The following is a 17,383-nucleotide window of genomic DNA, read 5'->3' on the forward strand; positions in this document are numbered from 1 at the left end:
CCCGGCCCAGCCCGGTCAGTCGAGGACGACGTCGTCGAACGACGTGGCGGTGTAGCGCACGCGGACGTCGACCAGCTCGCCGACGTCGGGCACCCGGGCGCCCGAGGGCAGGAACAGCATCGAGGCCTGCATGTGCGGCGGCTCGGCGAACAGCCGCTGCTTGTTGTCGATCGAGAACGGGCTGCGCACGAAGCCGACGGCGTCGAGGCCGCCCCGGGCCAGGGTGGCGGCGCGGTCGCGCAGCGACGAGGCGCCCATCGGCGACTCGAGCCCGATGCCGTGGGCGGTGCCGCCGCTGACGACGACGATGTGGCCCGCCTTGGGCACCGAGCGGCCGCGGTAGCCGAAGACGTCGCCGCGCTCGACCTCGTGCACGTCGAGCACGGTGGAGGTGACCCGCAGCGCGCTGCGGTCGCCGAGCCACAGGTCGGTGCCGATGCGGGGCCGCACGGTGAAGTCGGCGTAGGACTGACGCAGGGAGGCCATCTCGTCGCGGGTGAGGTGGCTGACCCACACCGTGAGCGGGCCGGGCAGCCCGGCGCCGACGGCGTCGTTGAGCAGCCGGCGCACCTCGCCGAGGTGCGAGCCCTGCGACAGCGGCAGGTGCAGCGCCACGCCCTCGAGCCGCGCGCCGCGGTGGTGCCGCAGCCGCTCGGCGGCCTCCCACAGCTGCGGAGCGGTGAACCCGTGGCGACGCATGCTGGTGAGCAGCTCGAGGACGACGCGCGCCCGCGGCTGCCGCTCGAGCAGGGCGTCGACGTCCTCGACCCGGCCGAGGGTGTGGATGACGCGGTCGGCGAGCGCGGGGTCGACGTCGGGCGTGAACGGCCGCCAGGGGGTGAGCACGAGCAGCGAGCCGTCGAAGCGGGTGGCGACCTCGGGCAGCTCCTCGTAGAGGCCCACCGCGATGGCCTCGACCCCGAGCCACGCGCTGCGGCGGGCGAGCCGGCCGAGGCCGAAGCCGTAGCCGTTGCCCTTCACGACCGGCGTGAGGCCGGGCGTGGCGTCGCCGACCTCGCGCAGGTGCGCACGCCAGCGGTCGCCGTCGACGGTGAGGGTCAGGCCCATGGCGCTCAGCCCCGCCGCTTCAGGTACATCTCGAACGCCTTGTAGAGCGGACGGTTGAGCGGCAGGTCGTACTCCCCGGCGTACTCGACGGCCTCGCCGCCCGTGCCCACCTTGAACTGGATGAGCCCGGCGTGCGGGTCGTCGGCGTCGAGGGTGTCGGTGATGCCGCGCAGGTCGTAGACCGAGGAGCCCGCCGCCAGCGCGTCGCGCATCATCGCCCACTGCACGGCGTTCGAGCCGCGCACGTCGCGCTTCTCGGTGGACGACGCGCCGTAGGAGTACCAGGTGTGCCCGCCGACGCGCACCGCGATGGTGGCGGCGACCAGGTCGCCCTCGTGGCGGGCGAGCCAGAGCCGGATGCGGTCGGTGCTCTCACCGGCGAGGGCGTCGAGCATGGTGCGGAAGTAGCCGAGCGGACGCGGGGTGAACCGGTCGCGCTCGGCGGTGTGGCGGTAGAGGTCGTGGAAGGCGGCGAGGTCGGCCTCGGCGTCGTCGCTCGCGCCGGTCGAGACGGTGAGGACGACGCCCTCCTTGGCCGAGCGCTTGATGTTGCGCCGCCACTGCTGGTTCATGCCGGCCAGCACCTCGTCCTCGGTGCGGGCCGCGCCGTCGGCGTGCCGGAGCGGCACCTGGAAGACGTACTGCGGCTGCCCGGCGCCGAACCCGCCGGCCGCGGCCTGCGAGCGCCAGCCCAGCCGCTCCAGCTGCGAGACGACGCGGGCGCCGGCGGCCTCGCGGACGGTCGGGGCGGCGTCGTCCAGACGGGCGACGGCGGGGTCGGCGATGCCGGCCTTCACCGCGGCGGCGTCCCAGCGGCGCAGGACCACCGGCGGCCCGATGCGGACGCCGAACGCGCCGCGCTGCTTGACGTGGGCGGTGAACGGCTCGAGCCAGGCGCCGAGGTCGTCGGTGGCCCAGTCGAGCAGCGGGCCCTCGGGGGCGTAGGCCAGGAACCGCTTCAGCCGCGGCAGCTGGCGGTAGAGCACGAGCGCGGCGCCGACCTGGGTGGCGTCGGGGCCGGGACCGTCGAACCAGCCGAGCGACTCGTGGCGCCACTCGGCCTTCACCCGGCCCCAGGCAGGGGTCTGCAGGAAGCTCGCCGAGCCGCCGGCCGCGGTCGACCGCTCGACCCACGCGAGGTGCTCGGCGGGAGTGGTCTCACGCACGACGGGGGTCACTCGACCGAGGCTATCCGGGCCGGGGCGGCGCGGCCGGAGGGGTGGGGCAGGCGGTCGTCCACAGGCCGCGCGGGCCCGGGTTTGTCGGGGACGCCGCTCGGTGAGCGTCGAGCCCATGACCGCACCCGCCCCCGCCGCACCCGCCGCACCCGCCGTGCCGCTGCGCGGCCACGACCTCGAGGCGCTGGCCGACGCGGTGCTCGACGGCGTCGAACGGCTCGTCGGTCGTCCGGTCGACGAGCGCCACGACCGCTGGTGGACGCCGGGCGCCCCCGGCGGCCCGCGCCGTCTCGTCGTCCGCGCCGGCTACCGCTGCCTGGTGGGCGAGGAGGCCGAGCTGCTGCTGCGCCGGCTGCTCGTCGGCCTGCACGGCACCCCCGGCCTGGCGGTGCGGGTGCTGCCCGGCCCGGCGCCCCGCTTCGAGGCGTGGGGCGTGGACGCCGTCCTGCTCGCCCGCGCGTCGCCGTCCGCGGTCGACCTGCGCCTGACCACGACCCCCGACCGACCAGCCCCCCGCGGAGGAGACCGCCCATGACCACGATCGCGATGTACCTGGAGGCGCTGCGGAGTGGCGAGGCGGTGTGGCGCGACCAGTCGGCCGAGCTCGGCACCGTCGCCACCAGCCTCGCCGACGTCGACGCCGCCCTGCTCGGTGCCCGGGTGGCGCCCGGAGTGCAGGCCTTCCTCGACGGGTGGGGCGCGCAGCTGGCCTCGCTCGGGCGGCGCGCCGAGGGCCACGCGGACGCCGTCCACGACGCGGCCGCGCGCCTCGGGCTGGTCGACGACGAGACGGCGGCCCGGCTGGCCGCGCTGCTGCCCCACGACGCGCCCCGCGGCCTGCTCGACCGGGCGGCCTGACCGTGCGCCTCGACCTGCCGCCCCACGCGCCACCGGTGCCCGAGCTCGACGTCTGCCCGGGCGGCGCGGCCCCCCGCTGTGACGTCGTGACCACCTCGGTGCGGGCCGCGGGCCTGGCCGCCGCGGCGTCGACCGCCGAGACCCGTGCGCACGGCACGCCCGGGGGCTGGGAGGGCGTCGCGGCCGGCGCCGCGGGCAGCGCGCTCGCCACCTTCGGCCGTGACGCCGACGTCGCCACCGCCGCGCTCGAGGTCGCCGTGACGGCCCTCGACCGCTACGACGCCGAGATGGTCGACCTGGCCCGGCGCCGCGACGACGTCGAGGCCGACCGCGTCGGGCTCGGACGCGACATCGACGACCTCGCACGCCGTGCGGCGGCGGTCGAGGCGGCCACCGGCGGCGACGTCGGCCCGGCCGTGGCCGCCGACCTGCGCGACGAGGCCGCGCTGCTGCGGCGCCGCCACGTCGCGCACGAGGGGGCCGTCGTGGCGCTCGAGTGGGCCGTGCGCGCCGCCGAGGACCGGCTGCTGGCCGCGCTGGCGCACGTAGACACCGTCGGCGAGGCGGGCGCCGCGGCCGACGACCCCGACCGGCCCGGGCCGGCCGGTCCGGCAGGTCCGGGCCTGCCGCCGGGCGGCGTCCTCGACGACCCGGACGCCGTCCACGCCTGGTGGCGCGGCCTCGCGCCGGAGGAGCGCGAGTCGCTCAAGCTGCACCGTCCCGAGCTGCTCGGGGCGCTCGACGGCCTGCCCGCGGCCGACCGTGACGACGTCAACCGGGCGCTGCTCGAGCGCGAGATCGACGCGCTCACCGCGCTCGGGGCGGCCGGCGCGCTCACCGCCGCCCAGCGGCGCCGGCTGCAGAACGCGCTCGGGGCGCGCGACGCCGTCTACGGACGCACGGTCACCGACCACGAGACCGACGAGCCGCTGCGTCCGCTCCTGCTGCTCTACGACGCCGGCGCCTTCGGCGGCGACGGCCGCGGCGCGGTGGCCTTCGGCGACCCCGACACCGCCGACCACACGCTGGTGATGGTCCCGGGCTTCGGCAACGACCTCGCCTCGCTGCCCGACCGCACCGAGGACGCCCTGCGCGTGCTCGAGGCGGACGGCGGCGAGCACGACCTCGCCGTCGTCACCTGGATCGGCTACGACGCGCCCGACCTGCACGTCGACGGCGTGGGCGACCTCGTCGACCCCGGCGTGCTGGGCGACGCCGGCGCGGTGGCCGACGAGACCAAGGCCCGGGACGGCGGCGCGGCCCTTGTCGAGTTCGTCGACGGGCTGCGGGCCGCCGACGAACTCGACCCCTCGCACCTGACGATGCTCGGCCACAGCTACGGCTCGACCACCGCGGCCTGGAGCGCCGCGCTGGGCGCCGACGCGGACGACCTCGTGCTCACCGGCAGCCCCGGTGCGGGCGAGGGCCACGACACCGTCGGCGACCTCGGCCTCACCGGCGACCACGTCTTCGTGCTCGCCGCCGAGCGCGACCCGATCACCTGGCTGGGCGGCGACTCCCCCCTCGGCCTGGGGCCCGACCCCGCGCAGGACTCGTTCGGCGGCACCCGCCTCGACGCCTGGGACGGGCGGCGCTTCGGGCCCGGCGACCTCGGGACCGCCTTCACCGAGAACCACGGCTCCTACACCGACGAGCACAGCCGCTCGCTCGGCAACGTGGTGGCCGTCGCGACCGGGGAGGACCCGACGGTCGTCGAGGGCCGCGACACCCCTGCCCGCGACCGGCTCACCGGGTGGGTCGCCGGCATCACGATGCAGCCCGGGGTGGACGCGGTCGTCGGCGGCGCCGAGCTGGCCGAGCACCTGGGCGCCCTGCGTGACGGCGGCCGGGTCGTCGTCGGGAGCCTGTGGTGAGGGCCCGGCGCCGGGCCGTGGCGCTACCCGCGGCGGCGGTGCTCGCCACGGTGGTGACGCTCGGCGGGTGCTCGACCCTCGACGAGGACGACGACGGCGTCGAGAACGGCAGCGTCGCACGGGCCCACGAGGCCGCCGTCCGGACGCTCGCGGCGGCGCTGCTGCTGCGGGTGCGGCCCGACGGCGAGGGGCGGCTCCTGACCGACGAGGGTCGCTTCGCCGCCTGCCACCTGAGCAACACGCAGTACCTCGTCAGCACCACCGTGACCGGCTGGTCGGTGACCGGCACCGCGCGCGGCGACGCGCAGACCGAGCAGGTGCGGGCCGTGCTGCGCGACCTCGGGCTCGAGGTCACCGACGGCCGCCGGCCCGGCTCGCTCGTGGGCGTCTCGCCCGACGTCGAGGGGCTCGCGGTCTCCGTCAGCGCGGCCACCGCCCGCGACGACCTGCCCGACGAGACCGTGCACGACCGGCCGCGCTACGTGCGGGTGTCCTCCGACTGCGTCGGGTACTCCGACGCGGACGACGCCTACGCCGGCCGCGACTGAGCCACGGATCCGGGCGCCCCGGGCACCCGGGGACCCTGGGCCTGCCGTGGGCGGGTCAGGGGCGGGTCAGGGGCGGGTCAGGCGGCGGGCAGGGCGAGGGTGTCGTAGGGCAGCGGGACGACGTCGGTGTCGGTGGCGAGGTGCACGACCTCGGTGGGGACGCCGTGGGTGCGGCAGGCCTCCAGCACGCCGCGGGCGAGCGCGACGTCGGCCGGCGTGGGGCGGGCCGGGCCGGGGCGGCTGAGCAGCAGGGCCAGGCGCCCGGCGGGGGCGAGGTCGTCGAGCAGCAGCCGGGCGGCGTCGGCGAGCCCGTCGAGCTCGCCGGGCGTCAGGGGCCGCTCGCAGCCCTCGACCTCGGTCAGCTGCGGCACGGGGCGGCCGTCGTCGCCGACCAGCATCAGCCAGACGCTGGTGCGGCCGAAGCCGAGCGGCGACATCAGCCGGCGCCAGGCCTCCTCGAGGGCGGCCTGGTCGGTGATCACGGGGCGGAACGGGGCGGTGGGTTCGTGGGTCATGCGCCCACCCTCGTCAATTCGCTGCAGCCCCGCTGGCGTCATCCACAGGCCTCCGCGGCGACGCCGGGGGAGCGTGGGTGGCGGTGGCTACTGTCGCGACGGTCCACCCCGCCCGCACCGCCAGATCGCCCGAGGACCCCGTTGAGCTTCGTGCCCGTCACCGGCGCCGCCACCTTCCGCGCGGCCGACCCGCCGCGCGACGGCGTGGTCGAGTTCAGCGACGACCGGCGCACCGTGGCGCTGCCGATCCGCGCCGCGCTGCCGGTGCTGGCCCGCGCCCGTGGCCGCGACGACGTGCACCCCAGCGTCGGGCTGCTCGCCGGGGCGGTGCTGCTCGGCATGCGGCTGGTGGCCGCGGGGCACCTCGAGCCGGGTGAGCGGGGCTGGCGCATCGGCCGCCTCGACGCCGACGACACCGACCGCGTCGCCCGGCTCGCCGAGGCCCGCGCCCACGACGACCTCGACGCCGACGCGGCCGCCGACGTCGTCCGCCGCGTGCTCGACGCGGTCGCCGACACGATGCCGCGCACCCCGCCGCCGGCGGGGGCCGCGACGCCGTCCCGCCCGGTCCGCGCCCCGTCGCCCTCCCGCGGGCGCCCCGCCCCGCCGTCCGACGACTTCGCCGAGCGGCTGCGCGCCCGCATCGAGCGGCACCGCCGCGTGCCCGACGCCGACCTGCCGCAGCTGGTGCGCCTCTCGCTGCGGGTCGAGGCCGACGAGGAGGAGCTGGTCGCCGGGTCGGTGCGCGTGGTGCTGCAGGTGCACGACGAGCACGACCCGCTGCACCTGTGCGACGCCGCGCTGCTGTTCACGGCCGGCCCGGCCGATCACGGTTTCGGCGCCCGCGCGCGCACCCACGCCAGCATCGCCCTCCGCGCCGCCGCCGAGGCCTGGCCGGCGCTCGACCGGCTGCTCGCGCTGCGGGTGCCCGACCAGATCACCCTCGACGGCGACGAGCTCGCCGACCTCCTCCAGGACGGCGTCGCGGCCCTCGCGGCTCGGGGCGTCGACGTGCTCTGGCCCCGCAGCCTCGGCCGCGACCTCACCGCCTCGGCGGTGCTCGACGTCGCCCGGCCGGGCGGCGCGAGCCCCGGGGCCGCCGGGGGCGCCGTCCGTGAGGAGCCGCTGCAGGACCCGCTGCTCGGCGCCGAGACGCTGTTCGGGTTCCGGTGGCAGCTGGCCCTGCACGGCGACCCGCTCACCGAGGAGGAGATGGAGCGGCTCGCCACGGCCGCCTCGCCGGTGCTGCGGCTGCGCGGCGCCTGGACCGTCGTCGACCCGGCGGTGGCGCGCAAGGCGCGCAAGCGGCTGATCCGCACCGTCAAGCCGGCGCAGGCCGTCGCGGCCGCGCTCACCGGCACGGTCGCGCTGCGCCGTCCCGACGAGCCGGGCGCCGAGGACGACGTGCCGGTCGTCGTGGGCGCCACCCTGCTGCCGCTGCGCGAGAAGCTGCTGCGGGCGGCGTCCCGCGAGCCGGTCGCCAGCCCGCCCGGGCTCGAGGCCACGCTGCGCGACTACCAGCGCCACGGCCTCACGTGGCTGGCCGACGTCACCTCGCTCGGCCTCGGCGCCTGCCTGGCCGACGACATGGGCCTGGGCAAGACCGTCACCCTGATCGCCCTGCACCTGCACCGCCGCGCGCTCGGCGCCACCGGGCCGACGCTCGTGGTGTGCCCCACCAGCCTGCTCGGCAACTGGGAGGCCGAGATCCGCCGGTTCGCGCCCGGCGTCCCCGTGCGGCGCTTCCACGGCACGGCGCGCGACGTGGCCGACGTCGAGGGCTTCGTGCTCACCACCTACGGCACGATGCGCGTCGACGCCGGCGGCGGGCGGGCCCTGGCCGCCGTGCCGTGGGACCTCGTGGTCGCCGACGAGGCGCAGCACGTGAAGAACCCGGCGTCCTCGACGGCGCGGGCGCTGCGCACGCTCGAGAGCCGGGCGCGGGTCGCACTCACCGGCACGCCGGTCGAGAACGACCTCACCGAGCTGTGGGCCATCCTCGACTGGGCCACGCCCGGGCTGCTCGGCAGCCGCAACGCCTTCCGCAAGCGGTGGGCCGCGCCCATCGAGTCGGGCCTCGAGCCGAGCACGGCGAAGCAGTTCGCGCGCCTCGTCGAGCCGTTCGTGCTGCGCCGCCGCAAGTCCGACCCCGGCATCGCCCCCGAGCTGCCGCCCAAGACCGAGACCGACCACCCGCTCACGCTCACCCGCGAGCAGGTCGTGCTCTACGAGGCGTTCGTGCGCGAGATGATGGAGCGCATCGAGCGGGTCGACGCCGACGGACGCCGCGGGCTCGTCCTCGCCCTGCTCACCGGGCTCAAGCAGGTCTGCAACCACCCGGCGCACTTCCTCAAGCAGTCGGGCGCCGTGCGCCTCGCGGGCCGCTCGCAGAAGCTCGACCTGCTCGACGAGCTGCTCGACACCGCGCTGCCCGAGGGGTCCGGCGTCCTCGTCTTCACCCAGTACGTCGCCATGGCGCGGCTGGTCGAGAGCCACCTGAGCGACCGCGCGGTGCCGCACCAGCTGCTGCACGGCGGCACCCCGGTCGCCGAGCGCGAGGCGATGGTGGCGCGGTTCCAGGCCGTGCCCGACGACCAGGCGCCACCGGTGTTCCTGCTCTCGCTCAAGGCCGGCGGCACCGGCCTCAACCTGACCCGCGCCGACCACGTCGTCCACCTCGACCGCTGGTGGAACCCCGCCGTCGAGGAGCAGGCCACCGACCGCGCCTACCGCATCGGCCAGACCCGCCCCGTGCAGGTGCACCGGATGACGATGCGCGGCACCGTCGAGGAGCGGGTGGCCGAGCTGCTCGCCCGCAAGCGGGCGCTGGCCGAGGCGGTGCTCGGGCGCGGCGAGGCGGCGCTCACCGAGCTCAGCGACGCCGAGCTGCGCGACCTCGTGACCCTGCGGCCGCAGGCGTGAGGACGGTCGGGGGTGAGCGGGTGAGCGCGGTCGTCTCCCACCCGCCGCTGGCGCCCCGGCGCGGTGCGGCGCGGGCCACCACGTGGTGGGGGCGGGCCTTCGTGCGGGCGCTGGAGGAGGCCGCCTTCACCGAGCGCGACCTGCGCCTCGGGCGCGGGCTGGCGCGCTCGGGCTCGGTGGGCGGCATCTCGATCACCGCCGGCCGGCTCGTCGCCGCCGTCTCCGACCCCCACGGCCTGTTCACCGTCGACGCCCGGCTGCCGGTGCTCGACGCCGCCGCGCAGGCCTGGCTGGTCGAGGCGGTCGCGGCCGAGGCCGGGCGCGTCGGCGCGCTGCTGGCCGGCGACCTGCCCCACGACCTCGTCGAGCACGCCGACGAGGGCGGCGCCGAGCTGCTGCCGTTCGGCTCCGAGCTCGAGACGACGTGCACGTGCGAGGGCTGGCTCGACCCCTGCCCGCACGCGCTCGCCGTCCTCTCGCAGGCGGCGTGGCTGGTCGACGACGACCCGCTCGTGCTGCTGCACCTGCGCGGCCTGCCGCGCGACGACCTCCTGGCGCGGCTGCACGCGCTCACCGCGGGCGGCTCGGCCCTCGACCCGGGGGACGACGACGGGGGCGGCGGGGGTGATGGCGGTGCCGGCGGCGACCCGGCGCTGGAGACCGCGCTCGACACCGCCCAGGACGCCGCCGCCCGGGCCGCGCGCGTCGTCCGGCTGCTCGAGGCCGGCGACGACGCCATCGACCACCTGCTCTGAGCCGCCGCGGGGGCCGGTTCGATCGTTGGCCCATCGCGGCCCCTGCCCCGTGCCTACTGTGCAGACATGACCACCGAGTGCTCCCTCGTGCGGCGGCGGACGGCACTCCTCGTCCCGCTCGTCCTGTCCGTCGTCGTCCCCCTGCTGCTCGCCGGCCCGCCGGCGGCGTCCGCTGACCCGGCCCCAGACGTGCATGCCGCAGCGCCGGCCTTCGGGGCGACCCGGCTGACGTGGCTGCCGTCGGCCTACGGCAGCGAGGTCGACAGCTTCGGGCAGTGCCCGGCGACGGGCGACTTCGACTCCTCGTCCACCGCGCTCACCGCGAACCAGCCCACCACCACGACCCGCCACGACCAGACGCTCACGGTCACCGACCCCGACGACCCCACCGACACCTCGGTCTTCCGGTCCGGTGCCACGCTCACGGGCCGCCTGCAGGCCAGCGGCGGACGGCCGACCGCCATCCAGGTCACCAGCGACCTGCGCGTCGACGGCACGTTCAGCAAGGGGACGGCGTCCGGGTGCATCTCGCAGGGGCAGTCCGACTTCAGCATCGAGGTCGACGCCGTGGTGAGCGTCCCCACGCTGGTCACCATGACCACGCGCGTCACCGGCGACCCCACCGGCTCGACCAGCGTCGTGGGCACCTCCGGCAGCGAGTACGCCAACCTCGACGGCCTGCCGGGACGCCGTCAGCTCACGTTCGTCGCCCAGCCCGGCACCTACACCTTCGTGCAGAGCAGCAGCACCCGGCTCGACAACCCGGTGGCGGCCGACGACCCGACGAGCGCCCGGGGCACCACCACCCTCGACGTCGCCTTCGTCGCAGTCGGCGCGGCCACCACGCCCAGCCGGGGCACCGGCACCGCGCTGGTGACCCTCCCCGGTCGGCTCGACTGCGCGGCTCGGTCGGTCACTGCCGTCCTGCGCACGCCGGCCGTCGACTGGCGCTCGGCCACCTTCTTCGTCAACGACGAGCGCCGCGCCCTCGTCGCCGCGCCCGCCCGTGGCCGCCGCGTGGTGCTCGCCCGGCTGCCGCAGCTGGAGGACGTCGTCGTCCGCGTCGTCCTCGTGCCGAAGCTCGGCCGGACGCGCACGGTGACCCGCGCGTACGCGTCGTGCGGGGCCTGAGCGGCGAGCACCGGCCGGCACCGGCCGGCACCGACCGGCACCGACCGGCACCGACCGGCACCGACCGGCACCGACCGGCACCGACCGGCACCGGCCCGCACCGACCGGCAAGGCAAAGAAATCGGGAATGCCCCGCGGCGCGGCCCGGCCCGTGCCTAGCGTCCCGGGCATGAGCCCCACCTCTCGCCGTCGGGCGTCCCGCGCGGCCGTCCTGATCGCCACCACGGCCCTCGCCGCCGGCGGCCTCGTCGCGACGGCGCCGCCGTCCGGTGCGGTCATCGTCGGGGCCACCATCGAGACCGAGCTCGACGCCGAGGGCACGCAGAACGGCACCGGCGACACCTGCAACGCCACGCCCGGGCCGGCCGACAAGCAGGCGAACCTCACGCCCAACCAGACGCGCACGCTGAACCTGTCGGGCGAGGTGACCGTCAGCGACCCCGACGACGCCACCGACACCGCCGAGTACACCTTCGGCGGCCGGGTGCAGGGCCGGCTCGACGCCGTCGGCGGCAAGCCGACCCGCTTCGTCGCAGACGCGAAGCAGATGGTGTGGGGCGACTTCAGCAAGGGCGGCGACACCACCTGCTCCAGCGACGGCCAGGCCTACTCCGCCGTGCGGGCGCAGTTCAGCATCAACCGCAGCCAGCTCGTCACGCTCTCGACCGTCACGAACGGCGAGCTGACCAGCTTCCTGATCATCCAGAACAGCGAGGGCCGCACCCTCGTCGAGGTCAGCGGCTTCGACGGCCGGCGGTCGACGACGTTCCTCGCGCCCCGTGGGCAGTACCTGGTCGAGGCCCAGTTCCAGACCTCGCTGCGCTCGCCGGACAGCGAGGAGTTCGACGACGTCGCCAGCGGCACCGGGTCGGTCGCGATGCGACTGGCGGACCCGGGCAGCGCCACCACGCCCACCCAGGGCACCGGCAAGGCCTTCGCGCAGATGTCCGGCAGCCGTGGCTGCGACGACGGCACGCTCGCGGTCAAGCTGACCCAGAAGGCCAAGCAGCTCGACAAGGTCAGCTTCTACGTCAACGGTCGGCGCAACGCCTTCGACGACAGCCCGACGCCGCGCTACTGGATCCTCTCCAACCTGCCCGCGGCCAAGCCGGTGACCGTCAAGGTGGTGCTGAAGCCGAAGCAGGGCAAGACGCTCTCGGTGAGCCGGAGCTACCTGGCCTGCACGCCCTGACGCGGGCGGGCGACTCAGTCCCGCTCAGCCCCGCTCAGCCCAGCAAGGCCCGCTCGGCCATCGCGGCCAGCACCGGCCGCAGCTCGTCGTCGGGCAGCCGGCCCGAGCGGGGCGTGGAGTTGATGAGCCCGAACGCGGCGTGGGCGCGGGCCCGGGCCTCGGCCAGCGACAGGCCGGGGTGGTGCCCGCGCAGCTGGTGGGCCCACAGGTCGACGTAGTCGAGCTGCAGCGCCCGCACCCGCGCCCGGGCGTCGTCCGGCAGCGACGACCAGTCCCGGTCCTGCACGACGATCAGCGCCCGGTGGTTCAGGGCGAAGTCGACGTGCCAGGCCACCAGGCGGCGGACGGCGTCCCCGGGTCCGGTCGAGCCCGCCACCCGCTCGCGGCCGACGGTGAGCAGCCGCTCGCTGATCGAGACCAGCATCTCGGCGAGCACGGCGTCCTTGGAGGCGAAGTGCTTGTAGAGCGCGGGGCCCGAGACCCCGCAGGCGGTGCCGAGCTCGGCGACCGAGACGCCGTGGAAGCCGCGGGCGGCGAAGAGCTCGGCCGCCGTGGCGAGGATCTGCTCGCGCCGGCTGGACGCCGCGACGGCCTCGGTCACCGGCCCAGGTTAGCGAGCGCTCACCGCGGGCTCGGGCACGTCCGCCCCGGCGCCCGCGAGGGCGGCCTCGGCGAGCGGGTCGTAGCGGTGGCCGGGCAGGGCGACGGCGGCGGCGACCGCGCCGACCAGGCAGAGCAGGCCGATCACGACGCAGGCGGTCTCGAGGCCGTGCACGAACGCGACGTCGAGCGCGTCGGAGACCTGCGGTGCCCGGTCGGCGAGGGCGTCGGCGAAGCCGACCGACTCGCGGGCCCGGTCGAGGGTCGCCGCGTCGAGCCGGGCGCCCTCGAGCAGCGAGGCCAGGCGGTCGCCGTACAGCGAGGAGAACAGCGAGCCGACGACGGCGACGCCGAGGGTGCCGCCGAGCTCGCGGGTGGCGTCGTTGACCGCCGAGCCGACGCCGGCCCGCGCCGGCGGCAGCACCTGCAGGATCGACTCGGTGGCCGGGGTGGAGACCAGCCCGAGGCCGAGGCCCATCAGCACCATCTGCGGCACCATCGTGGTGGCGTAGGAGGTCTCGACCGTCATGGTCGAGATCCACAGGAACGCGGCGCCGAGCAGCGCCAGGCCGGTGGTGACGACGCGCTTGGTGCCCAGGCGCGGCGCCAGCACGGCCCCGGCGACCGACGCCACGGCGATCGAGATCGCCACGGGCAGGATCCGCAGGCCGGTGCCGAGCGCGGAGTAGTCGCGCACGAACTGGAAGAACTGCGTGATCAGGAAGATAAAGCCGAACAGCGCGAAGAAGGCGACGGTCACCGCGCCGCACGCGGCGCTGAAGCGGCGGTCGAGGAACAGCGTGACGTCGAGCATCGGGTGCTCGACGACGCGCTCGACGCGCACGAAGACCGCGATCAGCAGGGCGGCCACGGCGAACCCGGCGAGGGTGGTGAGGCTGCTCCAGCCGTGCTCGGGCGCCTCGATGATGGTCCAGGTCAGGGTGCCGAGCGCGGCCACCGAGACCACCAGACCGGGACGGTCGAGGGCGGGGACGCCGGGGTCGCGCGACTCGGGGACGAAGGCGAGCGTCATGCCGATGGCGACCAGGCCGACCGGCACCAGCGCCCAGAAGACGCTGTGCCAGCTGAAGTGCTCGAGCAGGAAGCCGCCGGTGATCGGGCCGAGCGCGACGCCCATGCCGACCGCCGCGCCCCACACGCCGAGCGCGCCGGCGCGCTCGCGACGGTCGGGGAAGGCGTTGGCGATGATCGAGAGCGTCGTCGGGAAGATCAGGGCCGCGCACACGCCCATCACGAAGCGCAGCGCGATCAGCGCCGCGCTGGAGTCGACCAGGGCGGCGGCGCCGCTGGCGGCCGCGAAGCCGGCGAGCCCGGCGACCAGGGCCGGACGACGTCCGATGCGGTCGGAGATCGAGCCCATCGCCAGCACGAGGGCGGCGAAGGCGAGGTTGTAGCCGTCGACGATCCACAGCAGGTCGCGGGTGCCGGCGTCGAGCTCGCGCGCCAGGCTCGGCAGGGCGACGTTCACGATCGTGGTGTCGAGGTTGATGGTCAGGGCGGCGAGGCAGACCGTCGCCAGGATGGCGGGCTTGCGGCTCATGGGGGCTCCCGGTGAAATGTGGGCGGTGTCAACATGGAGGATGCCCCGGTTATGTTGACGGTGTCAACACCCGTCGTTGAGCCGGTAGCCTGACGGGGTGAGCACCGCGCGCTATCACCACGGCGACCTGCGTCGCACGCTGGTGGACGCCGCCGTCGCGGCCGCCCGCGAGCGCGGGCTCGACGGCCTCGCGCTGCGCGAGCTGGCGCGCACCGTGGGGGTCTCGCACAACGCCGCCTACCGGCACTTCGCCGGCCGCGAGCAGCTGGTCGAGGCGGTGGCCGAGGTCGGGCTCGGGGGACTGGTCGAGCGCTGCGAGCGCGAGCTGGCCCGCGTCGAGGACACCGACCCGCAGCTGCGGGCGCGGCGGCGGCTGGGCGCCCTGGGCCGCGGCTACGTCGCCTTCGCGATCGCCGAGCCGGGGCTGTTCAAGGTCGTCTTCACCGCTTATCCCGAGGCGCCCGAGGCGGCCAAGCCCGAGCAGGAGGGCCACCCCGACCCGTTCGGCATGCTCAACGCCGCCCTCGACGACCTGGTCGACGTCGGCTTCCTCGCCCCCGCCGCGCGGCCCGGCGCCGAGGTGATGTGCTGGTCGGTGGTGCACGGCTTCGCCGTCCTCGGCACCGAGGGCCCGCTGCGCGGCCTCGACCCCGCCGACCGTGACGCGCTGATGGAGCACATCGTCGCCGGCATCGACCGCACCTACGGCGCCACCACCGGCCACCTCACCCCCCTCCCCGAGCACGCCTGACCCGCCCGCCCCGCCGACTCGACCCACGAACCCTGTCGTCGAAGGGACGCCGGCTCACGATGGTCGAGGTGCGAGGCCGGCCACGACCGAGCCTCGAGACCTCGTGCCGTGCGGGCCGACGCGGCCACACGGACCCTGAGCCCGTCGAAGGGACGCCGGCTGGTGCCGTCCACCTGCACGGCCGGTGGTCTCGAGGCTCGTCGCTGGGGCTCCTCGCACCTCGACCATCGTCGACCCGGCCACCCGCGCAGGGTCGACGAAGGCGCGGCCACACGGATCCTCAGCCCGTCGAAGGGGCGAGGTCTCACGGTGGTCGAGGTGCGAGGCCGGCCACGGCCGAGCCTCGAGACCTCCCGCCGTCGGCGCGAGCGCGATCCCACGGACGCTGAGCCTGTCGAAGCGCTCCCCGCGCGCCGACAACCGAACCGACCACCCAGGCGGTTCTGGTGTCGAGAGGCGATCGGGGTGGTCGGATGGAGGCCGTGAGCGCGGCGGGGGAGCGACGCGACGACGTCGTCGGCGGGGCAGACCCGGCGGCGGTGTCGTTCGAGTCGTTCGTGGCCGCCCGGGGCGACGCGCTGTGGCGCAGCGCCTGGCTGCTGACCGGTGACGCCGGCCGGGCCGAGGACCTGGTGCAGACCGCGCTCGCCAAGGCCTGGCCGCACTGGGGCCGCATCGACGACCCGTCGGGCTTCGAGGCCTACGTGCGCCGGGCGCTGTTCACCACGCACGCCTCGTGGTGGCGGCGACGCTGGCGCGGGGAGCGGCCGACGGGCGAGCTGCCCGAGCCGGCGCCGTCCACCGGGCCCGACGCCGACCTGCGCCACGACCTGATGGCGGCGCTCGGCGCGCTGCCGCGAGGGCAGCGGGCGGTCGTCGTCCTGCGGCACGTCGAGGACCTCTCCGAGCGCGAGACCGCCGACGTGCTCGGCGTCAGCCTCGGCACCGTCAAGAGCCAGCTGGCGCGGGCGCTGGCTGCCCTCCGCCGCTCGCCCGCCCTGACCGATCCCGAGGAGCACGCATGACCGACGACCACTCCCGCGACCTCGGCGACCGGCTGCGCGACCTCGTCCCCGACCCGCCCGCCGCCCCCGGCCGCGCCGCGGCCGCTGTCGAGCGGTCGCGCCGCCACCGTCGCGCCCGGACGACGGCCGCCGTCGTCGGCGCCGCCGCTGCGGTCGCCGTCGTGGTCGGCGCGGTGGCCGTTCTGCCGGGCGACGAGGTCGCCGACCCGGTCGCCCCGGCGACCCCGCAGCCGACGAGGTCGGCCGGACCGACGGAGCCAGCCACTGACGTCGAGTGTCCCGACACCACCCGCGGCGGACGCCAGCTCCCCAACCTCAGCACATCGCCGCTCCCGAGCAACCCTGTCGCCGTGCGTCTGTGCCCGATCTCGCGCTCGGAGCTGAACGGGTTCCCAGCGTCGATCGACGCGTTGGAGGACGGCGCCGAAGAATTCGTGGCAGCGCTCCAGGAGAAGCCGGTCGTCGAGCCGGACGCCGAACGGGTCTGCTCGGCGGACCTGGCCGCCACCTACGCCTTCGCGATCGGGTACGCCGATGGCACACGCCGCATCGTCACCGAGGAGCAGTTCGGGTGCCGGGACCTCGAGGGTGCCGGACCGTTGCGCACCAGCGGGGGCATGACGGCAGCCTTTGTCGAGGCGCTCCACGACCAGCGTGAGGCGCAGCAGCCGCCGGGTCCGGCCGGGCTCGCACCTTCCTGTCCGGTCACGTATCCCGCTCCGGGCACTCCGACATACCAGCTCGGCGAGACGACCGCCGCCGTGCTCTGTGTGCGAGACCCCGACCAGGAGGGCCCCGCGCCCTGGCGCGAAGTCGCCGTGCCCGCCGACGACCTCGCCGTCCTGGTCAACGACCTCACCGATGGGCGCTACGAACGTCGCTTCCCACCCACGTGTCCCAGCCCGCAGCTCGCCCTGGTCGGCGTCACCGCATGGGGGGACCTCGGAACGACCCAGCAGAACTGCGGTGTGTGGGCCCTGGAGCGCGGCGTGCACCGGTCGGGGCGTGCGGCACAGGCCGTCGTCGACCGCCTGGTCGCGCAGGCGCCGTCCTCTCCTGCCCCGGAGCCGACGTCCCGGATGGCGCCCGACGAGGCCTTGAACGCCGTGGTCGACCTGGTGAACGACGGTCGGCTCGACGTGGCCGGCGACCACACCTCGGCCCCCGAGCTGCTCGACGCCGGCGGTCGCATCGACGTCAAGACCGGCTCGTGGCGCACAGTCCCGACGCCGCGCTCGGTCTCGGCGCCCACCCGGCTCGCCGACGTCGAGCTGATCTACCGCGTCGGGGACGGTGAGTACCGCGACGCCGTCGCCCGCATGAGCCGGCTGCCCGGTCAGCCCTGGTACGTCTTCGGGATCGAGCTGGGCGACGTCGTCCCGACCGGCGACTGAACGGCACCGGG

The 17,383-nt window shown here is 76.1% G+C and carries 16 protein-coding genes; 11 read left to right on the forward strand and 5 right to left on the reverse strand.

Annotation, left to right across the window (positions count from 1 at the left end; genetic code table 11):
* Positions 1-15: 15 nt before the first annotated feature.
* Together ABEA04_RS00575 and ABEA04_RS00580 are read right to left on the reverse strand one after the other, a co-directional pair.
* Positions 16-1,068 (reverse strand): alanine racemase, encoded by a 1,053-nt coding sequence (locus tag ABEA04_RS00575; protein WP_345453228.1) that lies wholly within the window; start codon positions 1,066-1,068, stop codon positions 16-18.
* Positions 1,069-1,073: 5 nt separating this feature from the next.
* Complete coding sequence (locus tag ABEA04_RS00580; RefSeq protein ID WP_345453231.1) at positions 1,074-2,246, reverse strand: lipid II:glycine glycyltransferase FemX; 1,173 nt, start codon at positions 2,244-2,246, stop codon at positions 1,074-1,076.
* 115 nt (positions 2,247-2,361) lie between these two features.
* Here ABEA04_RS00580 and ABEA04_RS00585 point away from each other — a divergent pair, with 115 nt between their 5' ends.
* The 4 genes from ABEA04_RS00585 to ABEA04_RS00600 are packed head-to-tail and all read left to right on the forward strand — an operon-like array spanning position 2,362 to position 5,526.
* Positions 2,362-2,781, forward strand: coding sequence for a hypothetical protein (locus ABEA04_RS00585; protein WP_345453234.1), 420 nt, complete (start codon positions 2,362-2,364; stop codon positions 2,779-2,781).
* Positions 2,778-3,104: a hypothetical protein gene (locus ABEA04_RS00590; RefSeq protein WP_345453237.1), complete on the forward strand. Its 327-nt coding sequence runs from the start codon at positions 2,778-2,780 to the stop codon at positions 3,102-3,104. The genes ABEA04_RS00585 and ABEA04_RS00590 overlap by 4 nt, the downstream gene beginning before the upstream one ends.
* 35 nt (positions 3,105-3,139) lie before the next feature.
* Positions 3,140-4,978 (forward strand): alpha/beta hydrolase, encoded by a 1,839-nt coding sequence (locus ABEA04_RS00595; RefSeq protein WP_345453240.1) that lies wholly within the window; start codon positions 3,140-3,142, stop codon positions 4,976-4,978.
* Between the two features lie 17 nt (positions 4,979-4,995).
* Positions 4,996-5,526, forward strand: a complete 531-nt coding sequence (locus tag ABEA04_RS00600; RefSeq protein WP_345453243.1) for a hypothetical protein — start codon at positions 4,996-4,998, stop codon at positions 5,524-5,526.
* 77 nt (positions 5,527-5,603) lie between these two features.
* Here the strand turns inward: ABEA04_RS00600 and ABEA04_RS00605 are convergent, their stop codons facing one another.
* On the reverse strand, positions 5,604-6,041 hold the full coding sequence (locus ABEA04_RS00605) for a hypothetical protein (RefSeq protein ID WP_345453246.1): 438 nt from the start codon (positions 6,039-6,041) through the stop codon (positions 5,604-5,606).
* Between the two features lie 141 nt (positions 6,042-6,182).
* Between ABEA04_RS00605 and ABEA04_RS00610 the strand changes: the two genes are divergently transcribed.
* The 4 genes from ABEA04_RS00610 to ABEA04_RS00625 all read left to right on the forward strand — a co-directional run bounded on the left by ABEA04_RS00610 (position 6,183) and on the right by ABEA04_RS00625 (position 12,041).
* Positions 6,183-8,963 (forward strand): DEAD/DEAH box helicase, encoded by a 2,781-nt coding sequence (locus tag ABEA04_RS00610; protein WP_425576972.1) that lies wholly within the window; start codon positions 6,183-6,185, stop codon positions 8,961-8,963.
* 20 nt (positions 8,964-8,983) lie between these two features.
* Positions 8,984-9,718: an SWIM zinc finger family protein gene (locus ABEA04_RS00615; RefSeq protein WP_345453249.1), complete on the forward strand. Its 735-nt coding sequence runs from the start codon at positions 8,984-8,986 to the stop codon at positions 9,716-9,718.
* Between the two features lie 66 nt (positions 9,719-9,784).
* Positions 9,785-10,849 carry a hypothetical protein gene (locus ABEA04_RS00620; protein WP_345453252.1) on the forward strand — a complete coding sequence of 355 codons (1,065 nt, stop codon included), beginning with the start codon at positions 9,785-9,787 and terminating at the stop codon, positions 10,847-10,849.
* A 169-nt stretch (positions 10,850-11,018) separates the two neighbouring features.
* Positions 11,019-12,041, forward strand: coding sequence for a hypothetical protein (locus ABEA04_RS00625; protein ID WP_345453254.1), 1,023 nt, complete (start codon positions 11,019-11,021; stop codon positions 12,039-12,041).
* 34 nt (positions 12,042-12,075) lie between these two features.
* Here ABEA04_RS00625 and ABEA04_RS00630 read toward each other — a convergent pair whose 3' ends face one another.
* Entirely contained in the window at positions 12,076-12,642 is a 567-nt protein-coding gene (locus ABEA04_RS00630; protein ID WP_345453257.1) for a TetR/AcrR family transcriptional regulator, read from the reverse strand.
* A gap of 9 nt (positions 12,643-12,651) precedes the next feature.
* Positions 12,652-14,202 (reverse strand): MFS transporter, encoded by a 1,551-nt coding sequence (locus ABEA04_RS00635; RefSeq protein WP_345453260.1) that lies wholly within the window; start codon positions 14,200-14,202, stop codon positions 12,652-12,654.
* 97 nt (positions 14,203-14,299) lie between these two features.
* On the opposite strand from ABEA04_RS00635, the gene ABEA04_RS00640 reads away from it, so the two are divergent.
* The 3 genes from ABEA04_RS00640 to ABEA04_RS00650 all read left to right on the forward strand — a co-directional run bounded on the left by ABEA04_RS00640 (position 14,300) and on the right by ABEA04_RS00650 (position 17,372).
* Complete coding sequence (locus tag ABEA04_RS00640; protein WP_345453263.1) at positions 14,300-14,953, forward strand: TetR/AcrR family transcriptional regulator; 654 nt, start codon at positions 14,300-14,302, stop codon at positions 14,951-14,953.
* Between the two features lie 482 nt (positions 14,954-15,435).
* Positions 15,436-15,978, forward strand: coding sequence for a SigE family RNA polymerase sigma factor (locus tag ABEA04_RS00645; protein WP_425576973.1), 543 nt, complete (start codon positions 15,436-15,438; stop codon positions 15,976-15,978).
* Entirely contained in the window at positions 15,975-17,372 is a 1,398-nt protein-coding gene (locus ABEA04_RS00650) for a hypothetical protein (protein WP_345453269.1), read from the forward strand. Before ABEA04_RS00645 ends, ABEA04_RS00650 begins: the two co-directional genes overlap by 4 nt.
* Positions 17,373-17,383 lie beyond the last annotated feature (11 nt).

Source organism: Nocardioides marinquilinus (assembly GCF_039543705.1).
GTDB classification, from domain to species: Bacteria; Actinomycetota; Actinomycetes; order Propionibacteriales; family Nocardioidaceae; genus Nocardioides; species Nocardioides marinquilinus.

What these genes read in the sequence shown, in the direction of transcription:
- ABEA04_RS00575 (WP_345453228.1), bottom strand. Translation starts at nt 1,068, where the DNA reads ATGGGCCTGACCCTCACCGTCGACGGCGACCGCTGGCGTGCGCACCTG.
- ABEA04_RS00620 (WP_345453252.1), top strand. Translation starts at nt 9,785, where the DNA reads ATGACCACCGAGTGCTCCCTCGTGCGGCGGCGGACGGCACTCCTCGTC.
- ABEA04_RS00605 (WP_345453246.1), bottom strand. Translation starts at nt 6,041, where the DNA reads ATGACCCACGAACCCACCGCCCCGTTCCGCCCCGTGATCACCGACCAG.
- ABEA04_RS00635 (WP_345453260.1), bottom strand. Translation starts at nt 14,202, where the DNA reads ATGAGCCGCAAGCCCGCCATCCTGGCGACGGTCTGCCTCGCCGCCCTG.
- ABEA04_RS00625 (WP_345453254.1), top strand. Translation starts at nt 11,019, where the DNA reads ATGAGCCCCACCTCTCGCCGTCGGGCGTCCCGCGCGGCCGTCCTGATC.
- ABEA04_RS00650 (WP_345453269.1), top strand. Translation starts at nt 15,975, where the DNA reads ATGACCGACGACCACTCCCGCGACCTCGGCGACCGGCTGCGCGACCTC.
- ABEA04_RS00585 (WP_345453234.1), top strand. Translation starts at nt 2,362, where the DNA reads ATGACCGCACCCGCCCCCGCCGCACCCGCCGCACCCGCCGTGCCGCTG.
- ABEA04_RS00590 (WP_345453237.1), top strand. Translation starts at nt 2,778, where the DNA reads ATGACCACGATCGCGATGTACCTGGAGGCGCTGCGGAGTGGCGAGGCG.